The following is a 17,972-nucleotide window of genomic DNA, read 5'->3' as shown; positions in this document are numbered from 1 at the left end:
CAACCATCATGGACAAGCACACCCAAATGCAAGCCGTCGTCTGCCACGGCCCCAAAGACTACCGCCTGGAACGCATCGGCAAACCCCAGGCGCGGCCCAATGAACTGGTGATCCGCATCGCCGCGTGCGGTATCTGCGCCAGTGACTGCAAGTGCCACTCGGGCGCGGCGATGTTCTGGGGCGGCGACAACCCCTGGGTCAAGGCGCCGGTGGTACCGGGCCACGAGTTTTTCGGTTATGTGGAGCAAGTGGGCGAGGGCGCCGAGGAGCACTTCGAGGTACAGGTGGGCGACAAGGTTATCGCCGAGCAGATCGTGCCGTGCGGCAAGTGTCGTTTCTGCAAGTCGGGTAAGTATTGGATGTGTGAAGTGCACAACATCTTCGGCTTCCAGCGTGAAGTGGCCGAAGGCGGCATGGCGCAGTACATGCGCATTCCCAAGACCGCCATTGTGCACAAGATTCCCGCGTCGGTGTCGCTGGAAGACTCGGCGCTGGTGGAGCCGATGGCCTGCTCGATCCACACCGTCAACCGCGGCGATATCCAGCTTGACGACGTGGTGGTGATCGCCGGTGCGGGTACCCTCGGGCTGTGCATGGTGCAGGTCGCGGCGCTCAAAACGCCGAAGAAACTGGTGGTGATCGACATGGTCGATGAGCGCCTGGAGCTGGCGAAAAAATTCGGCGCCGACGTGGTGATCAACCCGGCGCGGGACAACGCCCGCGAGATGATCAATGGCCTTACCGACCATTACGGCTGCGACGTCTACATCGAAACCACCGGCGTGCCGGCCGGCGTCACCCAGGGCCTGGACCTGATCCGCAAGCTTGGTCGGTTTGTCGAGTTCAGTGTGTTCGGTGCCGAGACCAGCGTGGACTGGTCGATCATCGGCGACCGCAAGGAACTGGACGTGCGTGGCGCCCACCTCGGCCCCTACTGCTACCCGATTGCCATCGACCTGTTCGAGCGCGGACTGGTCACCTCCAAGGGCATCGTCACCCATGATTTCCCGCTGGATGATTTTGCCGAAGCCTTTGAGCTGGCCAATTCGACCAAGTCGATCAAGGTGTTGTTGAAGCCGGTGCTGCCATCCCAGGAGTAGCAGCATGAACTACGTGATGGGTGTGGACATAGGAACCCAGAGTACCAAGGCGCTGCTGGTGGATGCTCAAGGCACGATCATTGCCCAGCACCGCCAGGGGTATAGCGTGGATACCCCCAAGGTGCGCTGGGCCGAGCAATGGCCGCAGGTCTGGCTGGATGCGGTCGAGAACTGCGTGGCGCAGTGCATGGTTAAGGCTGGAGTGGCCAAAGACCAGGTCCAGGCGCTGTGCATCAGCAGCCTGTATGGCGGTTCGGGCATCGCAGTGGATGGGCAGATGACGCCCTTGCACCCCTGCCTGATCTGGATGGACCGCCGCGCCGGCGAGCAGGTGGCGTGGGTGCGCGAGCATGTCGACCTGGATCGTTTGTTCACGATCACCGGCAACTCGGTGGACAGTTATTACGGTTTCACCAAGATGCTCTGGCTCAAGCAGCACCAGCCCGCGGTCTGGGCGAAAACCCGCTACTTGCTGCCGCCCAACAGCTATATCAACTGGTGCCTCACGGGTGAGCTGGCGGTGGACCATAGCAGCGCCGGCAATATCGGCGGGGTCTACGATATGGCGGCGCGGGGGTGGTCCGAAACAATGCTTGCGGCGCTGGATATACCGTTGGCGATGATGCCGCAGCGACTGCTGTATTGCGGTGAAGTCGTCGGTGGTTTGCTTGAAAACTGGGCTACGCGCCTGGGCTTGCAGGCGGGCATGCCGGTGCTTGCCGGTGGCGTGGACGCGGCTATGGCAACGCTGGCAGCCGGCGTCACGCAGCCGGGTAACCATGTGGCGATGATCGGCACCAGTATGTGCTGGGGCTACCTGAACCAGCGGGTGGATGCGCACCACGGCTTGGTCAGCATGCCCCATGTCTACAACGGCCATCGGGACCTGTACATCTTCGGCGGCGCGATCACCGCCGGGGCGTCGGTGAGCTGGTTTCGCGAACAGTTCTGCCAGGCCGAGGAACAACAGGCCAAGGCCAGTGGCCAGGACAGCCTGGTACTGCTGGAACAGAGCGCGATGAACATTCCGGCGGGCAGCGAAGGGGTGTTGTTCCTGCCGTACCTGATGGGCGAGCGCAGCCCGGTATGGGACGACCGCGCCAGCGGCAGTTTTGTCGGGCTGAACCTGTATCACAGCCGTATCCACCTGTACCGTGCGGTATTGGAGGGGGTGAGTTTTGCCCTGCGCCATAACATCGAGGCGGGTACTCGTGGCGCGCACTCGTTGGACCCGCGCTTGATCGTGGTAGGGGGCGCAAGCCATTCGGATTTGTGGATGCAGATCATCGCGGACGTCACGCGGTTACCGGTGTACACCATTGTCCAGGAAGTCGAGGCCGCCTTGGGCGCGGCGTTGTTGGCGGCGCATACGGTGGGGTTGGTGAGTGATGGGGCAATGGACAAAGGGTGGGTGCACCTGGCGTTGCGGGCTGAGCCCAAAGCGGAAAACGTCGAGGCGTATGACCGGGTGTTCGCCGAGTATTTGAAACTGTACCCGGCCCTGAGACCGATCATGCACAACCTGCAAGCCACCTGAATCAACACGGTCCAAAAATGTGGGAGCGGGCTTGCTCACTCCCACAGGGGATCTTTATCGCCTAGGGAATAGTGATCATGAACGCAGTCTTCAACTTCACCCACCAACGCATTCTCGTCACTGGCGCCAGCAGTGGCATCGGCCGCGAAATTGCCCGGCAACTGATCGCCAGCGGTGCCGAAGTTTTTGCCCTCGGCCGCGACGCCAATGCCCTGTCGCAACTGGGCTGCCACACCCTGTGCCTGGACATCGCCGACAGCGCCGCCCTCGACAACGCCCTGCAAAACTTGCCGCCGTTGCACGGCCTGGTTAACTGCGCGGGCATCTCGCGCCTGGAGCCCGCCGCCTCCATCAGTGCAGAAGCCTTTGATCAGGTCATGCAGGTCAACGCCCGCGCCGCCGCCCAGGTGGCCAGTCGTGTGGCGGCCAAAATGATCGAAGCGAACATCGCCGGCAGCATTGTCAACATCTCCAGCCAAGCCTCGTTGGTCGCGCTGGACGACCACCTCAGCTACTGCGCCTCCAAGGCCGCACTGGATTCGATCACCCGTGTGCAGTGCGCCGAATGGGGCCGCTTTGGCATTCGCGTGAACAGCGTCAACCCCACGGTGACGCTCACGCCGATGGCCACCATGGCCTGGTCCGACCCGGCCAGGCGTGATCCTGCATTGGCGGCAATCCCCCTGGGACGCTTTGCCGAGACCGTGGAAGTGGCGTTACCCGTGCTGTTCCTGCTCAGCGATGCTGCCAGCATGATCAGCGGCGTGAGTCTGCCGATCGACGGTGGCTACACCAGCCGCTAGCCGTTCTCCAGCTTGCCGGCGATCACCACCTTGTCCCGTGGTTTGTGCGGGTCTTCCAGGCGGTCGAGCAGCAGCCGTACCGCGCTGCTGCCGGCCAGCGAGGCGTCGTGGGCCACGCACGCAATCGGTACGCCGAAGATATCGGCGAAGGGCAGGCGGTCGATGCCGCAGATGGTCAGGCTGTCATGGGGGATGTTGTGCATGCGCAGGGCGCGCAGGGCACCCAGGGTGATCAACTGGTTGAAACCCATGATCGCATCCGGCGCCGAGTGTTCGGCGAGGTAGTCGAGGGTGTGCAGGTAAGAGGGCATCAGCGTGTAGTCGCCGGCTTGCACCTGCACTTGCACCTGCGGGTGTTCGGCCAGTACCTCACGCAGGCCCTTGAGGCGTTCGACGGTGATACGCGAATGCTCGGGGCCGGTCAGTACCAGCAGGCGCTTGAGATCGGGCGTTTGGCGCAGCAGGTAATGTGCAGCCTGGATGCCGCTGTGGTAGTTGTCGAGCACCACGCGGCTGAACGGGCTGTCGTGGATCGTGCGATCGAGCAGTACCACCGGGGTCTTGCCGTTGCCCAGGCGCTCCAGGTAATCGGGTTGGTAGCTCGGCTCGTCGGAGACCGGCGACAGGATGATCCCCGCCACGCGGTAGCCCAGCAGGGTATCGACCGCCTTGCTTTCCAACTCCTCCAGCTCATCGGTGTCCACCAGCATGATGGTGTAGCCGTGCTGTTTGGCCTCGCGGGAAATCGCCTTGATCATCTCGCTGTAGAACGGGTTGTCCACTGACGCGGTGATCACGCCGATGATCAGGCTTTCACTGCGCTTGAGCCCGCGGGCGAAGGCGTTGGGCACGTAGTCGAGTTCGCGCGCTACGTCGAGAATGCGCGCCAGGGTGGCCGGTTTGACCAGGTCAGGTTTGCTCAACGCCCGGGACACGGTGATGGTGGTCATGCCGACGCGTTTGGCGATGTCGCTGATGGTGACGGACTTTTTCTTGTTCATCGGTAAGGCTGCGAGAGGACACACCCGCAGGCTAGCATGCGCGGCGACATACGGTGATTCAAATCAGCGGGTCCCAGCGCTGCGACCAGTCACTCTCGGCCTTGACCACCTCACGCAGCAGCCCCAGCGCCTGTTGCAACACCGCCGAATCCCGCGCCCGTGAGTACACCAGGAACGTCGGGAAACTGAACTCAGGGGCCTTGGGCACGCGCTGCATCACGCCGCTGTCCAGGTAGCTTTGCACCACGCGTGTGCGGAAATAGCCCGCACCGCCCTGTTCGAGGATGTACTGCAACGCCAGCGGCCCGAGGTTGAAACTCACCGCAGCGCGAGCCCTGTCGGGCAGGGCGGCGTCGTGCTGCTGGCGGAAACCCGGGCCCCAGTCGATGTAGACGTACGGGTCTGGTTTGCTCACCAACTGCACCAGGATCAGCTTTTCTTCCAGCACCTGCTCCACCTGCAACCCCGGCCAGTACTGCGGCTGGAACACCAGCGCCGCATCGAGTACGCCGAGCTCCAGTTGCCGCAGCAGGTATTCACCTTCACGCACTTCGGTACGCAGGGCATGCCCGGGAATCTGTTCGCGCAGGGCCCGGGCCCAACCGAGCATCAGCGGGTTGCACAGGCTGACTTCACCGCCGATATGCAGCACATTGCGATAACCATCGGGCAACGGCAGGTCGCGGCGCGCGGCTTCCCAGGTTTGCAGCAACTGGTTGGCGTACGCCACAAATGCCTCGCCATCGGCGGTCAGGCGCGCACCAGCGCGGTTGCGCACGAACAGCGTACAGCCCAGCTGGTTTTCCAGGTTTTTGACGCGTGCGGTGATGGCGGTCTGGGTGAGGTGCAATTTCTCGGCGGCGGCGGCCAGGCTGCCGCAGCGGGAAATTTCCAGGAAGGTGCGTGCCAGTTCGATGTCCATGAAGCCCCCGGGGATGAATGCGGACATTGTAGAGGCAGGGGATTGGAATGCGGTCAGAAAATGTGGGAAGGGGCAAGCTCCTCCCCACATTTGGATCTACGGTGTTGGGGTGATCGGTCTCTGTAAGTGCCGGGTCGGAAACGCCTTGGCGTACACCCGGCACACTCGCAACACGTGCTCATCGGCAAACCGCGCGCCCACCACATGCAACCCCACCGGCAAACCATTCGCCGCCAAGCCGCACGGCACCGACGCTGCCGGCTGCTGGGTGAGATTGAAGGGGTAGGTGAACGGCGTCCACTCGGTCCATTCCTGCATCCCGGAACCGGGCGGTACGTTGTGCCCGGCCTCGAACGCGGTGATCGGCATCATCGGCGACACCAGCACATCGTAGTGTTCGTGGAACGCCGCCATCCGTGCCACCAGTGCAGCGCGGGCTTCGAGGGCCGCGTTGAAGTCATCCAGGCTCAACCGCTCGCCACGCTGGGCAATGCGCAGCAGCCCAGGGTCCAGCAGCTGTTTCTGCGCGTCGCTCATGGATCCGGCCAGGCGTGCCGCGCCCGCCGCCCACAAGATGCTGAACACCTCCAGCGGGTCGCTGAAACCAGGGTCGATCTGCTCGACATGGGCACCCAACTGCACCAGGCCTTCGACTGCCTGGGCGACTACCCTGGCCACCTGCGGGTCGACATCCACGTAGCCAAACGTTGGGCTGTAGGCCACGCGCAGGCCTTTCAAATCCGTCTGCGGCGTGAGCCATGGGGTGGTCCTCGGCGCACCGATCAGGCCATCCCGCGCATCCGGTTGTGCGACGGCTTGCAGCATCAACACGCTGTCTTCCACGGTGCGGGTCATCGGCCCCAGGTGCGAGAGGATGGTCATCGAACTGGCCGGCCATTGCGGCACGTAGCCGAACGTCGGCTTGATCCCGAAGGTGCCGGTAAACGCGCAGGGGATGCGGATCGAGCCGCCGGCATCGCTGCCCTGGTGCAGCACACCCAGGTTCAACGCGGCTGCCGCGCCCGCACCGCCGGATGAGCCGCCCGCGGTGGTGCGGGTGTCCCACGGGTTGCGCGTGATGCCGTACAGCGGGTTGTCGGTGACGCCTTTCCAGCCGAACTCCGGGGTGGTGGTCTTGCCCAGCAGCACCGCGCCGGCCTTGCGCATAAAGGCCGGGAAGGGCGCGTCGACGTCCCACGGCCCCTCGGCCGACGAGGTGCGTGAGCCCTTGCGGGTGGGCATGCCGATCGTCAGCGTCAGGTCTTTGATCGATGCGGGCACGCCATCCAGGGCACCGCAGGGCTCCCCTTTCAACCAGCGTTGCTCCGACGCCCGCGCGGCGCGCAGCGCACCCTCGGGGTCCACATGGCAGTAGGCGTTGACCACCGGGTTGTAGCGCTCGATACGCAGCAGCGCATCTTCGGCGACGTCCACCGGCGATAAGGTCTTGTTACGGAAATGCTCCAGCAGTTGCACCGCTGTCAGTTGGCCCATCTCACTCATGCCCTGTCTCCCTGCGCCGCATTGACCATGGCGCGCAGCAATACCGCGCAACCGGCCGCCAGGTCATCCGGCGCGGCGTTCTCGATTTCGTTGTGGCTGATGCCGCCTTCGCACGGCACAAAGATCATCCCGGCCGGGCCCAGTTCGGCGACGAAAATCGCGTCATGCCCGGCGCCGCTGACGATGTCCATATGGCTCAAACCCAAGGCCTGGGCACCCTCGCGCACGGCAGTGACGCAGGCCGGGTTGAAATCCAGCGGTGGGAAATCGGCGGTGGGCGTCAGTTCGAAGATCAACCCGTGCCGGGCGGCTGTGGTTTCGATCACGTCGCACACTTCATCGACCATGGCTTGCAGCTTATCGGCATGCAGGTGGCGCAGGTCGATGGTCATGTGCACCTGGCCGGGAATCACATTGCGCGAGCCCGGGTGCAGGCTCAGGCAGCCGACGGTGCCGCAGGCGTGAGGTTGTTGCTGATGAGCGATGCGGTTGACCGCGCTGACCACCTCGGCGGCGCCGACCAGGGCGTCCTTGCGCAGGTGCATGGGCGTCGGGCCGGCGTGGGCTTCCACGCCGGTGAGGGTCAGGTCGAACCACTTCTGGCCCAGGCAACCCATCACCACGCCAATGGTGGTGGCCTGGTCTTCCAGCACCGGGCCTTGTTCGATATGCGCTTCGAAATACGCGCCGACCGGGTGGCCCAACACCGTGCGCGAACCGGCATAGCCGATGCGCTGCAATTCAGCGCCCACCGACAGGCCCTGGTCGTCGCGTTTGTCGAGGGTATCCTGCAAGTCGAACTTACCGGCAAATACCCCGGAGCCCATCATGCACGGCGGGAAACGCGAGCCTTCTTCGTTGGTCCACACCACCACTTCGAGCGGCGCTTCGGTCTCGATCTTCAAGTCATTGAGCGTCCGTATCACTTCCAGCCCGGCCATCACACCGTAGCAACCATCGAACTTGCCACCGGTGGGCTGGGTGTCGATATGGCTGCCGGTCATCACCGGCGGCAGGGCCGGGTTGCGCCCAGGGCGACGGGCGAAAATATTGCCGATAGCGTCGACACTGACGCTGCACCCGGCGGCTTCGCACCACTGTACAAACAGGTCACGGGCCTGGCGGTCCAGGTCGGTGAGGGCCAGGCGGCACACGCCGCCCTTGACCGTGGCGCCCAGTTGCGCCAGGTCCATCAGCGATTGCCACAGGCGGTCGCGGTTGATCAACGGGGCGTTGCTCTGGAGCGGTTGCGCAAAACTGTTCATCTGCAATCTCCCGTCAGGCGCTCAGCGCCAGGTAGCGGTTCTTGATCGTCGGGTCGGCGCGGAAGGCGGCGGCGCTGCCCTCGTAGACCACGCGGCCCTGTTCGAGGACGTAATGGCGGTCGGCGAGCTTGTCGCAGACCATCAGGTTCTGTTCCACCAGCAGCACCGGCAGGCCGTCGTCCTTGACCTTGCGCAGGATCTTCACCAGCTCGTCGACGATCACCGGGGCCAGGCCTTCGGTGGGTTCGTCGAGGATCAGCAGCTTCGGATCATTGAGCAGGGCGCGGGCGATGGCGAGCATCTGTTGCTCGCCGCCGGAGAGCGCATGGCCGGCGTTCTTGCGCCGCTCCTTGAGGCGCGGGAACATGCCGTACACGTCTTCGAGCTGCCAGCGGCTGGTCTTGCGGACGGCGATGCGCAGGTTTTCCTCGACGCTCAGCAGGCGGAAGATCCCGCGATTCTCCGGCACCAGCGCCAGGCCCTGGCGGGCGATCTCAAAAATCTTCCGACCCACCAGCGCCTGGCCGTTGAAATGGATCTGCCCTTGGCGCGGACAAATAATCCCAAGGATGCTGCGCAGGGTGGTGGTCTTGCCGGCACCGTTGCGCCCGAGCAGGGTCACCAGTTCGCCGGGGTTGACGCTCAGCGACACGCCTTCAAGCACGTGGCTCTTGTCGTAGTAGGAATGGATATTCTCGACGATCAGCATCAGGCGGCCTCCCCAAGGTAAGCACTGCGCACGCGTTCATCGGCACGCACGAACTCCGGCGTGCCTTCCACCAGGATCTGCCCGTGGCTCATCACCGTGATGCGTTGGCTGATGGACATGACGATGCTCATGTTGTGTTCGATCAACAGCACCGTGTGGTCGCGGCCGAGGTCGCTGATCAGTTGGGTCATGATCGGGATGTCATCGATGCCCATGCCCGAGGTGGGCTCGTCGAGCATCAACAGTTTCGGCTTGGAGCAGATCGACATGCCCACCTCCAGCACCCGTTGCTGGCCGTGGGACAACTCGCCGGCCAGGGTCTCGGCACGGGCGGTAAGTTGCAGGCGTTCGAGCACCTGGTCGGCCATCTCCAGATGTTCGCGCTTGCTGTCCACGCGGCGCCAGAAATTCAGCGCACGTGCACCGTCGCGGCCTTGGGCAGCGAGGCGCAGGTTCTCGCGCACGCTGAGGTTCTGGAACAGGCTGGTGAGCTGGAACGAGCGCGCCATGCCCAGGCCGACGCGGCCGTGGGCCGGCTTGCGCATCAGGTTCCTGCCGTCGAAATGAATCGCCCCGGCCGTGGCCTGGCGTTCACCGGTCAGGCAGTGGAACAGGCTGGTCTTGCCTGCGCCGTTGGGGCCGATGATGGTGTGGATGGTGCCGGCTTCGACCTTGAGGTTCACGCCGTTCACTGCCCGGAACGCGCCATAGGCCAGTTCCAGGTCTTGGGTTTCCAGCAGGATGCTCATAGCCCTTCCTCCTTGGCGACGACGGCTGCCTTGCGGCTGCCGCGCACGCGCTCGAACAACGCGGCCAGGCCGCCCCACAAACCGCCGCGCATGAAGATCACCACCAGGATCAAAATCACCCCCAGCAACATCAGCCAGCGCGGCCACAGGTCGGAGAGAAAATCCCCCAGCAGTACGATGGAACCGGCGCCCAGCAACGAGCCGAACAGTGAGCCGGTGCCGCCGATAATGGTCATGATCAGGATGTTCTCGGACATCGCCAGGTCGATATTCGACAGCGGTACAAAGTGCAGCAGCATGGCGTACAGCGCCCCGGCAATCCCGGTGACTGCGCCGGACAGCACGAACACCAGGATCTTGAAGTGCCGCGTGTCGTAGCCGATGGCCGAGGCACGGGTTTCGTTTTCGCGGATGGCCATCAGCGTGCTGCCGAACGGCGAGGCGATCACCCGGCGTGCGCCAACGAAGATCAGCAGGAACAGCACCGCGACAAAGCCATAGAACGCACGGGCGTCGGCCAGGGACAGCAGCACGGTGTCACCGAGGCGAATCTCGGGGCGCGGCACGCTGAGCAGGCCGTTGTCGCCGCCGGTCCAGTCGCTGAGGGTGTAGGCGACAAAGTAGGCCATCTGGCTGAATGCCAACGTGAGCATCACGAAGTAGATGCCGGTGCGTCGGATTGCCAGGGCACCCACCAGCAAGGCCAGGAAGCCACCAGCGATGGCGGCACCCAGCAGCGCGGTGAACAGGCCCAGTTGCAGGTGGATCATCAGCAGCGCCGCGCAGTAGGCGCCGGCACCAAAGAAGATGCCTTGGCCAAACGACAACAGCCCGGTGTAGCCCAGCAGCAGGTTGCAGGCCAGGGCCGCCATGGCAAAGATCAGGATCTCGGTGGCCAGGGTCGCCGAGGGCAATATCAAGGGCAGGCCGATCAGCACCGCCACTACCCACAGCAACATGGCGCGCGATTGCGTTTTGGCAAACGGCAGGGGATTTCTCTCGCTCATGTCAGGCTCTCCCAAACAGGCCGTAAGGACGTACCAGAATCACCACGGCCATGGCGCCGTAGATCATCAGGCTCGCGCCTTGGGGCCAGAGTGTGGTCATCAGGCTTTGCACCACGCCCACCAGTAAACCGCCGACCAGTGCACCGCTGAACGAGCCCATGCCGCCGATCACCACCACCACGAAGGCGATGCCGAGAATCTCCGGGCCCACGAACGGCTGGGCGCCGCGCAACGGCGCGAACAGCACACCGGCCATGCCGGCCAGGCCGACGCCGAGGGCGAAGGTCATGGAGAACAGGCGGAAGATGTTCGTGCCGAGCAGCGACACGGTCTCGGTGCTTTCACTGCCGGCGCGCACCAGGGCGCCAAAGCGCGTGCGCTCCAGCAGCAGCCACAGGCCCAGGCCAACCAACCCGGAAAACACAATCAGGAACAGGCGGTAGTAGGGGTAGACGAAATCACCCACCACCAGCACGCCGCGCAGCAGTTCCGGCACGGCGACGCTTTTGCCCACCGGGCCCCAGATCATCACGCTGGCTTCCTGGATGATCAGCGCGATGCCCAGCGTGACCAGGATCTGGAACATGTGCGGCAAGTGATAGATCCGCTGGATCAATACACGCTCGATCACCCAGGCCAACGCGGCCACCACCAGCGGCGCAATCAGCAGCGCCAGCCAGAAGCTGCCGGTGAGGCTCACGGCGGTGTAGCAGATGTAGGCGCCCAGCAGGAAGAACGCGCCGTGGGCGAAGTTGACGAAGTTGAGCAGGCCGAAAATGATCGTCAGCCCGACCGCGATCAGGAAGTAGATCATCCCCAATCCAAGGCCGTTGAGTATCTGGAACAGGTAAAGATTAAGCATGCAGAAACCCTCGAACAGGTGGCCGCCGGGGCGGCCCTGCCGTGTACAACCGGTGAAGTTTTAGCGGATCAGGCGAGCGTACAGCCCGTGGCTTCCACCGGCGGGAATGACTGGCCGGCGTTGAGCACCTTGGCCAGGTCATCCTTGTCGGCCATGTCGCCGGCGGCCTTGCCGACCAGCAGGTAGTAGTCCTTGATCACCTGGTGGTCGCCGGCGCGAATCGACTCTTTGCCGGTGGGGCCTTCGAAACTCAGGCCCTGCATGGCCTTGGCCACGGTCGGCCCGTCGAAGCTGCCGGTAGCGATGATGGTGTCGAGCATGACTTTGGTGCTGATGTAGTCGGCCGCCAACGGGTAGGTGGGGTTGATGCCGTACTTGGCCTGGGTCAGCTTGACCAGCTCGCGGTTGAGCGGGGTGTCGACCTGATGCCAGTACTGCGCGCCGAGGTACACGCCTTCGAGGATGTCGCTGCCCAGTTCTTGGAACTGGTCGAGTCCGGCGGACCACACCAACAGCACTTTCATGCGTTCCTTGATGCCGAAGTTCACCGCCTGGCGCAGGGTGTTGGACGATTGGCTGCCAAAGTTGAGCAACACCAGCACATCCGGCTTGGTGGAAATGGCATTGGTGAGGTAGCCGGAGAATTCCTGTTCCTGCAGCGAGTGGTAGCTGTTGCCGACGTGTTCCAGGCCGTGTTCCTTGAGCACGTTTCTGGCGCCTTCGAGCAGCGCTTCGCCGAACACATATTGTGGCGTGATGGTGTACCAGCGCTTGGCGTCCGGCAGCAGCTTGATCAGCGGCACCATGGTTTCGCGGATGGCGCCGTAGGTAGGTACCGACCAGCGGAACGTGGCGGGGTTGCAGTCTTTGCCGGTGACTTCATCGGCCCCGACCGGGGTCATGAATACACCGCCGACCTTGTCGACTTCCTTGGCCACCGCCAGCGCCGACGACGACAGCGTGCAGCCTTGGAAGAACCGCGCGCCGTCCTGCTGGATTGCCTCCTGTACCTTGCGTACGGCTTTGCCGGCGTTGCCCTCGGTGTCGATGACCTTGTAGTTCAATGGGCGGCCCAGGAGCTCGGTGTGTTGTGCCACCGCCAGGCGCGAACCCATGTCGGCAAACTTGCCATAGCTGGCAAAGGCGCCGGACATGGACTTGAGGCCGTAAAAGGTAAAGGGCTCGGCGGCGAATGCGGACCGTACGCTCAGCGGAAGGCTGAGGGCGGCGGCCGCAGTAAGACTGGCTTTTAATAACGTACGACGCTGCATGGGGTGACTCCCTGGTTTAGTTATTGGCAGGAGTAGCAATGGCGATACGGTGGAGCAGGGCCTGTGGGCAGGCCTGTTATTGGGGTAACGCAGTGTGCGGGTTGTGATGCAGTCAACTGTGGGAGGGGGCGTTCTTAAGAGTGATCGAACTCCAGTAGAAAGTGCGGGCTGACCTGGCCTTCCAGCGCGGTCATATGGTGTTCGGCGTCGCACATATGTTCATGCATCAGGCTGCGTACCGCGCCTTCATCCCCGGCGCGAAAGGCGCTCAGCAGTTGCTTGTGATAGTCGAGGTTGGCGGCGTCGAACTGCTTGCGCTTGGGCTTGTAGGCTTTTTTCAGCACCACCAGGTCGCGCAGCAGATCGTTGAGAAACTGCGCCATAAAGCTCAGCAACGGGTTGGGGCAGGCCTTGGCCAGCAGGTTATGAAACTCCAGTTCCGCCAGGCGTTGCTCGCGCTGGCCGGCTTCGCTGTCTTCGGGAGCGCTGCAGAAATCCACGTTGTCCTGCAGGGCCTGGTAGTCGTCTTCACTCAGGCGCCCGAGCACCGACACCGCCAGTTCCACTTCGATGACCTTGCGCAATTGGTACACCTGCTCGCCATCCAGGTGCTGGAAGTGCAGGTAGTTACGCAGCGCACGGCTGGCGGGTTCAGTGCCGGCCTGGTTCAGGTAGGCGCCGCCGCTGGGGCCGGTGCGGGTATTCACCAGCCCCTCGACCTCCAGGGCCTTGAGCGCTTCACGGGCCGAGCCCTTGGAGCACTGGAAGCTTTCCATCAGCTCACGCTCGGTGGGCAGGCGGTCGCCGGGCTTCAAGGCGTCGGTGACGATGGAGCGCTTGACCGACTCGACAATCACGTCGGACAGCTTCTGGCGTTTGCGGCGTAGCGGGCGAGTCAGCATAGGGTCGATTTATCGTATTAATGCGGATAAATAGCACTTAATAACGATTGAGACGGAGCGTCAACGCAGGGTGTCGTTTTCGGCGGCAACAGGTCGTAAATGACGCCCTACTCCCAATTACCCGAATCCAGGCAGCGCGTAGAAGGGGGTGGTTGCTTGCCATAGGCCAGGAAGTCGCCGACCCACTGGTTGACGCAGCCGCTGGTCCCCGTCTGAGCCGCCTCCTTGAGGTGCAGCTGTTCGACCAGGGGTGCGGCCTTTTCTCCGTATGGGGCATTGACCAGCACCATGCGCGCGACGCGTTCCGGATACAGCGTCCCGTAGCGGTTGCCCAGCCGCGAGGCGTCAGCATTGCCCAGGTAAAGCAGTTGCGCATCGCCCAGTTGGGCACGTACGAACTCCATGTCCCGTGCGGCCTGTTCGACGCTTTTGTCGTGCTTGAGGTCGCGGGGGCTGAGTTCGATGACGTCATAGTAATTGAGCAGCCTGCGGTAAGCCTGAGTGGAGTAGTCGCTCCAGCGGCTGGCCAACTTAATGGCGAAGGTGCCGCCGGTGTTGCTTCTCGAGGCGTTGCCGGCCTGGGCGAAGACCAGGCCGGCGCGGTTCAACGGCTCGCGGGCGCCCACACGGGTCAGGTAGAGACGGATGCTGCCTTGACGCGGCGCCGCGTAATTGCGCGGTACGGTCACGATGCCACACTGGGTGCGCGACAGCACCTCGGGGTCCAGCCGTTCGGCGGCGGGAAGGGGGCAGTCGAGCAGCCAATCAATGGCGGTGGGTTTGATCAGTGGCTCTGCCTGGCCAAGGTTTGCCATCAACCAGAAACAGCCGCACGCGAGGTATTTTGCAACATTCATCCAGTGGTCCCTGGCAGCCGTGTGATAGCGGCATTTTTTACCAAGGAACCTGGGGCGAAGAATGTAGGGGCGGTAGACGACTCGTGTACGAAATTGGAGTTTTGTTTATCAGATTTTGGTTTTCCAACCGCCGCCCAATGCCTTGTACAGCGCGATGCTGGCCTGCAGGCGCGACAGTCGCAATTGCACGTTCAAGTCCTGGGCGGCATACAGGGTGCGCTGGGTTTCCAGCACCGTGAGCAAGTCTTCGGCCCCCGCCTGGTAGCGGCTTTCGGCGATCTGGAAGGCGGTTTGGGCCTGTTGCAATTCTTCCGTTTGCCATTGGCGCTGCTGGTCCAGGCGCGTGATGCTGCTGAGGGCTTTTTCCACATCGGCAAAGCCATTGATGATCGCGCCTCGGTAGGTTTGCAACAGCTCATCCTGGCGGGCGCGCGCCTTGTCGCGCTCGGCGCTTAAACGGCCGTTGTTGAAGATCGGCCCGACCAGGCCGGCCGTCAGTGTGTAGTAGGGGCTGCGCAGGACGTCCAGGGCCTTGTAGGCGTCGGAGCCGAGTGTGGCGCCGAGGGTCAGGGCCGGCAGCATGGCGGCGCGGGCCACGGTGACGTCCGCCTGGGCTGCCGCCAGTTGGGCCTCGGCCTTGGCGATGTCCGGCCGGCGGCTGAGCAGCTGGCTGGGCATGCCGGCACCGATGGTTGGCCAGGTCAGGTCCTGGAAAGGTTCGGCGCCCAGGTCCAGGGCCTGAACCGGCTGGCCGAGGAGGGCAGCAAGGGTGATCTGGGATTCTTCGGCCAGTTGTTGAACCAACGGCAGCTGGCGTTGCTGGCTGGCGACCAGGCTTTTCTGCTGGGCCAGTTCCAGGGCCGTGGCGGAGCCTGCGTCGTAACGGGTCTGCACCAGGTCGAGCACGTTACGTGCATTGGCCAGGTTCAATTCGGCGATCTGCTGGTGTTGGCGCGCGGCCAGGGTTTGCGCGTAGCGGTCGGCCACGTTGCTGAGCAGGGTCAGCTCCACGGTGGCCTGGTCGAACTCGCTGGCGCGCAGGCTGTGCAGGGCGCTGTCACGGGCAGCCGCGCGGCCGCCCCAGAAGTCCACCTCATAACTGGCGGTAAGGTTGATACCGAAATTGTCGACGGAGTCATCGCTTTGCGAGGCGTCCAGGTCCGGTCCGCCCGGGCCGTGCAACAGTTTCTGGTGGCTGGTGGCGAGGTTGAACTTCACCTCGGGCAACAGTGGCGCCCCGGCAATCACCGCACTGGCCTGGGCCTGGCGCACGCGTGCCATGGCGGCGGCCACGTCGAAGCTGTCACGCCGGGCCTGGTCGACCAGGCGGTTCAACCGCGGGCTGCCGAACTGCGTCCACCAGCGCTGGTTGGTGGCCTGGGCGGCGTCGCGCTCGGCGAACTGCCAGGCGGCCGGCGGCGCGATACCGCTGTCCACGGCGGGCGGGTCACCGGCGCAGGCCGTGAGCAGCAGGCATAGGCCGAGTGCGGGCAGGTGCGCGGGGATGGATCGTTTATTCACTGGTCAACGCCTTAACCGGATCGAGCCGGGCAGCTTTACGGGCCGGCATGAAGCCGAATACGACGCCGGTGACCAATGCGCAACCGAATGCGCCAAGCACCGCCACCAGGGAAAATTGCACCGCCACCTGGGCCAGCACCAGCACGCCGCCCACCAGCAGGGCCAGGGCAATGCCACACAGGCCGCCGACCACCGACAGCATCACCGCCTCGGTCAGGAACTGGCGCAGGATGTCGCGCTGGCGCGCGCCGGTGGCCATGCGGATGCCGATCTCGCGGGTGCGTTCGCGCACGGTCATCAGCATGATGTTCATCACGCCAATGCCGCCTACCAGCAGGGAAATCGCGGCAATCGAGCCGAGCATCAGCGAGAGGGTGTTCTGGGTGCGCGCCTCGGCCTGGATCATCGCCGCGTTGTTGGTCAGCTCGTAGTCGCGCTTGCCGTTGTGCAGCTTTTGCATCAACTGGTCGATGGCCACCTCGGCCTCGCGGACCTTGCGCGCATCGGCGGCGGCAATCACCACGTATTCGGGGTTGTAGCTGCCGAACAGGCGCACGCTGGCGGCGGTGTAGGGGATGGCGATACGGTCATCACTGTCCTTGTTGCCGGAGCTGGCGCCTTTTTCCGCCAGCACGCCGATCACCTGGAACGGGACGTTCTCAATCAGGATGTATTGGCCGATGGGGTCGACCTCACCCTTGAACAGCTTTTCACGCACACGGTGACCGATCACGGCCACGGTGGCGGCGGCGCGCTCGTCGGCCGCGGTGAAGTAACTGCCCTCAACCACCGGCCAATTGAAAATCACCGGGAAGTTGGTGTCGTTGCCACCCACATAGGCCATGTAGTCGACGTTGCCGAAGCGCACCCCGGCCTCACTGCCGTTGACCGGCATGATGCGCTGGACCTGGGGTAATGCCGCCAGTGCGTGGACGTCGTCGAGGGTCACGATACCCAGCGGCGTGCGCGGGTTGGGCGATGATCCACTGAGGTAGATAATGTTGGAGCCGAACGCTCCCATCTGCGCCATGACCTGGCGCTTGCTGCCTTCCCCGACCGCCAGCATCACCACCACCGAGGCCACGCCGATGATGATCCCCAGCAGGGTCAGTGCGGTGCGGAAGCGGTTGATCCACATCACCCGCCATGCAGCCTGGACGGCGTCCACCAGTTCGGCCCTCCAGGCACCGTTGTGTTCGGTGCCGTCGGCCAAGCGCTGGCGCAGGTCCACGGCTTGCAACGCGCCGCCGGTGGTCGGTGGGGGCGCGGCACCGTCATCGGCCGAGTCACTGATGATCAGGCCATCGCGAATCTCGATAATGCGGTTGGCCCGCGCCGCCACTTCACGGTCGTGGGTGATCAGGATCACCACATGGCCCTGGCTCGCGAGTTCATCGAGCAGGGTCATCACCTCGGCGCCGCTGTGGCTGTCGAGGGCGCCGGTGGGTTCATCCGCCAGGATGATGTGGCCGCCGTTCATCAGCGCGCGGGCAATCGAGACGCGCTGTTGCTGACCGCCGGACAACTGGTGCGGTCGGTTGCCGGTGCGCTCGGCCAGGCCCAGGCGGGTGAGCAGGGCGTGGGCGCGGGCATGGCGCTCGGTAGCGCTGATGCCGGCATAGATCGCCGGCATCTCGACGTTCTCCTGGGCCGAGCCCGAGGGGATCAGGTGGTAGCCCTGGAACACAAAGCCGAACGCCTCGCGGCGCAGCCAAGCCAGTTCGTCGCTGTCCAGGTGGGCGACGTTTTCCCCCGCGAACAGGTACTCGCCTGTGCTTGGGCGGTCGAGGCAACCGAGGATATTCATCAGCGTGGACTTGCCGGAACCGGAAGCGCCGACGATGGCGACGAATTCCCCGGCATGGATCGACAGGTCGATGCCGCGCAACACGTCAACCTGCGGGCTGTCGCCACCGCCGTAGGATTTGCGGATGTTCTTGAGTTCGATCAGGGGTGTGGTCAC

At 63.9% G+C, this 17,972-nt stretch carries 16 protein-coding genes; 3 read left to right on the top strand and 13 right to left on the bottom strand.

The window, feature by feature from the left end:
* Nucleotides 1-8 precede the first annotated feature (8 nt).
* The 3 genes from M2397_RS16845 (at nucleotide 9) to M2397_RS16835 (ending at nucleotide 3,440) form a co-directional block, all read left to right on the top strand.
* Nucleotides 9-1,100: an alcohol dehydrogenase catalytic domain-containing protein gene (locus M2397_RS16845; RefSeq protein ID WP_131698203.1), complete on the top strand. Its 1,092-nt coding sequence runs from the start codon at nucleotides 9-11 to the stop codon at nucleotides 1,098-1,100.
* Between the two features lie 4 nt (nucleotides 1,101-1,104).
* A complete protein-coding gene (locus M2397_RS16840; RefSeq protein WP_259244096.1) occupies nucleotides 1,105-2,637 on the top strand; it encodes an FGGY-family carbohydrate kinase in 1,533 nt (510 codons plus the stop codon).
* A gap of 77 nt (nucleotides 2,638-2,714) precedes the next feature.
* Nucleotides 2,715-3,440, top strand: coding sequence for an SDR family oxidoreductase (locus M2397_RS16835; protein ID WP_131698201.1), 726 nt, complete (start codon nucleotides 2,715-2,717; stop codon nucleotides 3,438-3,440).
* Here M2397_RS16835 and M2397_RS16830 read toward each other — a convergent pair.
* The 13 genes from M2397_RS16830 to M2397_RS16770 form a co-directional block, all read right to left on the bottom strand.
* Nucleotides 3,437-4,441 (bottom strand): LacI family DNA-binding transcriptional regulator, encoded by a 1,005-nt coding sequence (locus M2397_RS16830; protein ID WP_145336209.1) that lies wholly within the window; start codon nucleotides 4,439-4,441, stop codon nucleotides 3,437-3,439. The two genes, M2397_RS16835 and M2397_RS16830, sit on opposite strands and share 4 nt — an antisense overlap.
* Before the next feature lie 58 nt (nucleotides 4,442-4,499).
* The gene (locus M2397_RS16825) at nucleotides 4,500-5,363 is read right to left on the bottom strand and encodes a LysR family transcriptional regulator (protein WP_259244095.1); all 864 of its coding nucleotides are present in this window, start codon (nucleotides 5,361-5,363) and stop codon (nucleotides 4,500-4,502) included.
* Between the two features lie 96 nt (nucleotides 5,364-5,459).
* Entirely contained in the window at nucleotides 5,460-6,866 is a 1,407-nt protein-coding gene (locus M2397_RS16820; protein WP_259244094.1) for an amidase, read from the bottom strand.
* Nucleotides 6,863-8,131: a Zn-dependent hydrolase gene (locus M2397_RS16815; RefSeq protein ID WP_259244093.1), complete on the bottom strand. Its 1,269-nt coding sequence runs from the start codon at nucleotides 8,129-8,131 to the stop codon at nucleotides 6,863-6,865. Before M2397_RS16815 ends, M2397_RS16820 begins: the two co-directional genes overlap by 4 nt.
* 13 nt (nucleotides 8,132-8,144) lie before the next feature.
* Nucleotides 8,145-8,840: an ABC transporter ATP-binding protein gene (locus M2397_RS16810; RefSeq protein WP_184742948.1), complete on the bottom strand. Its 696-nt coding sequence runs from the start codon at nucleotides 8,838-8,840 to the stop codon at nucleotides 8,145-8,147.
* Nucleotides 8,840-9,589 (bottom strand): ABC transporter ATP-binding protein, encoded by a 750-nt coding sequence (locus M2397_RS16805; protein ID WP_184742945.1) that lies wholly within the window; start codon nucleotides 9,587-9,589, stop codon nucleotides 8,840-8,842. Before M2397_RS16805 ends, M2397_RS16810 begins: the two co-directional genes overlap by 1 nt.
* Nucleotides 9,586-10,596, bottom strand: coding sequence for a branched-chain amino acid ABC transporter permease (locus M2397_RS16800; RefSeq protein ID WP_259244092.1), 1,011 nt, complete (start codon nucleotides 10,594-10,596; stop codon nucleotides 9,586-9,588). Before M2397_RS16800 ends, M2397_RS16805 begins: the two co-directional genes overlap by 4 nt.
* Nucleotide 10,597: 1 nt before the next feature.
* Nucleotides 10,598-11,458 (bottom strand): branched-chain amino acid ABC transporter permease, encoded by an 861-nt coding sequence (locus tag M2397_RS16795; RefSeq protein ID WP_131698193.1) that lies wholly within the window; start codon nucleotides 11,456-11,458, stop codon nucleotides 10,598-10,600.
* 68 nt (nucleotides 11,459-11,526) lie between these two features.
* Entirely contained in the window at nucleotides 11,527-12,729 is a 1,203-nt protein-coding gene (locus tag M2397_RS16790) for an ABC transporter substrate-binding protein (RefSeq protein WP_259244091.1), read from the bottom strand.
* 134 nt (nucleotides 12,730-12,863) lie between these two features.
* Nucleotides 12,864-13,631 carry a FadR/GntR family transcriptional regulator gene (locus M2397_RS16785; protein ID WP_259244090.1) on the bottom strand — a complete coding sequence of 256 codons (768 nt, stop codon included), beginning with the start codon at nucleotides 13,629-13,631 and terminating at the stop codon, nucleotides 12,864-12,866.
* A gap of 107 nt (nucleotides 13,632-13,738) precedes the next feature.
* Nucleotides 13,739-14,488, bottom strand: a complete 750-nt coding sequence (locus tag M2397_RS16780) for an alpha/beta fold hydrolase (RefSeq protein ID WP_131698190.1) — start codon at nucleotides 14,486-14,488, stop codon at nucleotides 13,739-13,741.
* Nucleotides 14,489-14,596: 108 nt separating this feature from the next.
* The gene (locus M2397_RS16775) at nucleotides 14,597-16,009 is read right to left on the bottom strand and encodes an efflux transporter outer membrane subunit (protein ID WP_259244089.1); all 1,413 of its coding nucleotides are present in this window, start codon (nucleotides 16,007-16,009) and stop codon (nucleotides 14,597-14,599) included.
* Complete coding sequence (locus tag M2397_RS16770; RefSeq protein ID WP_259244088.1) at nucleotides 16,002-17,972, bottom strand: MacB family efflux pump subunit; 1,971 nt, start codon at nucleotides 17,970-17,972, stop codon at nucleotides 16,002-16,004. Before M2397_RS16770 ends, M2397_RS16775 begins: the two co-directional genes overlap by 8 nt.

The organism is Pseudomonas sp. BIGb0381 (genome assembly GCF_024809815.1).
Taxonomy (GTDB): domain Bacteria; phylum Pseudomonadota; class Gammaproteobacteria; order Pseudomonadales; family Pseudomonadaceae; genus Aquipseudomonas.
This window is presented reverse-complemented; position numbering and strand designations above follow the sequence as displayed.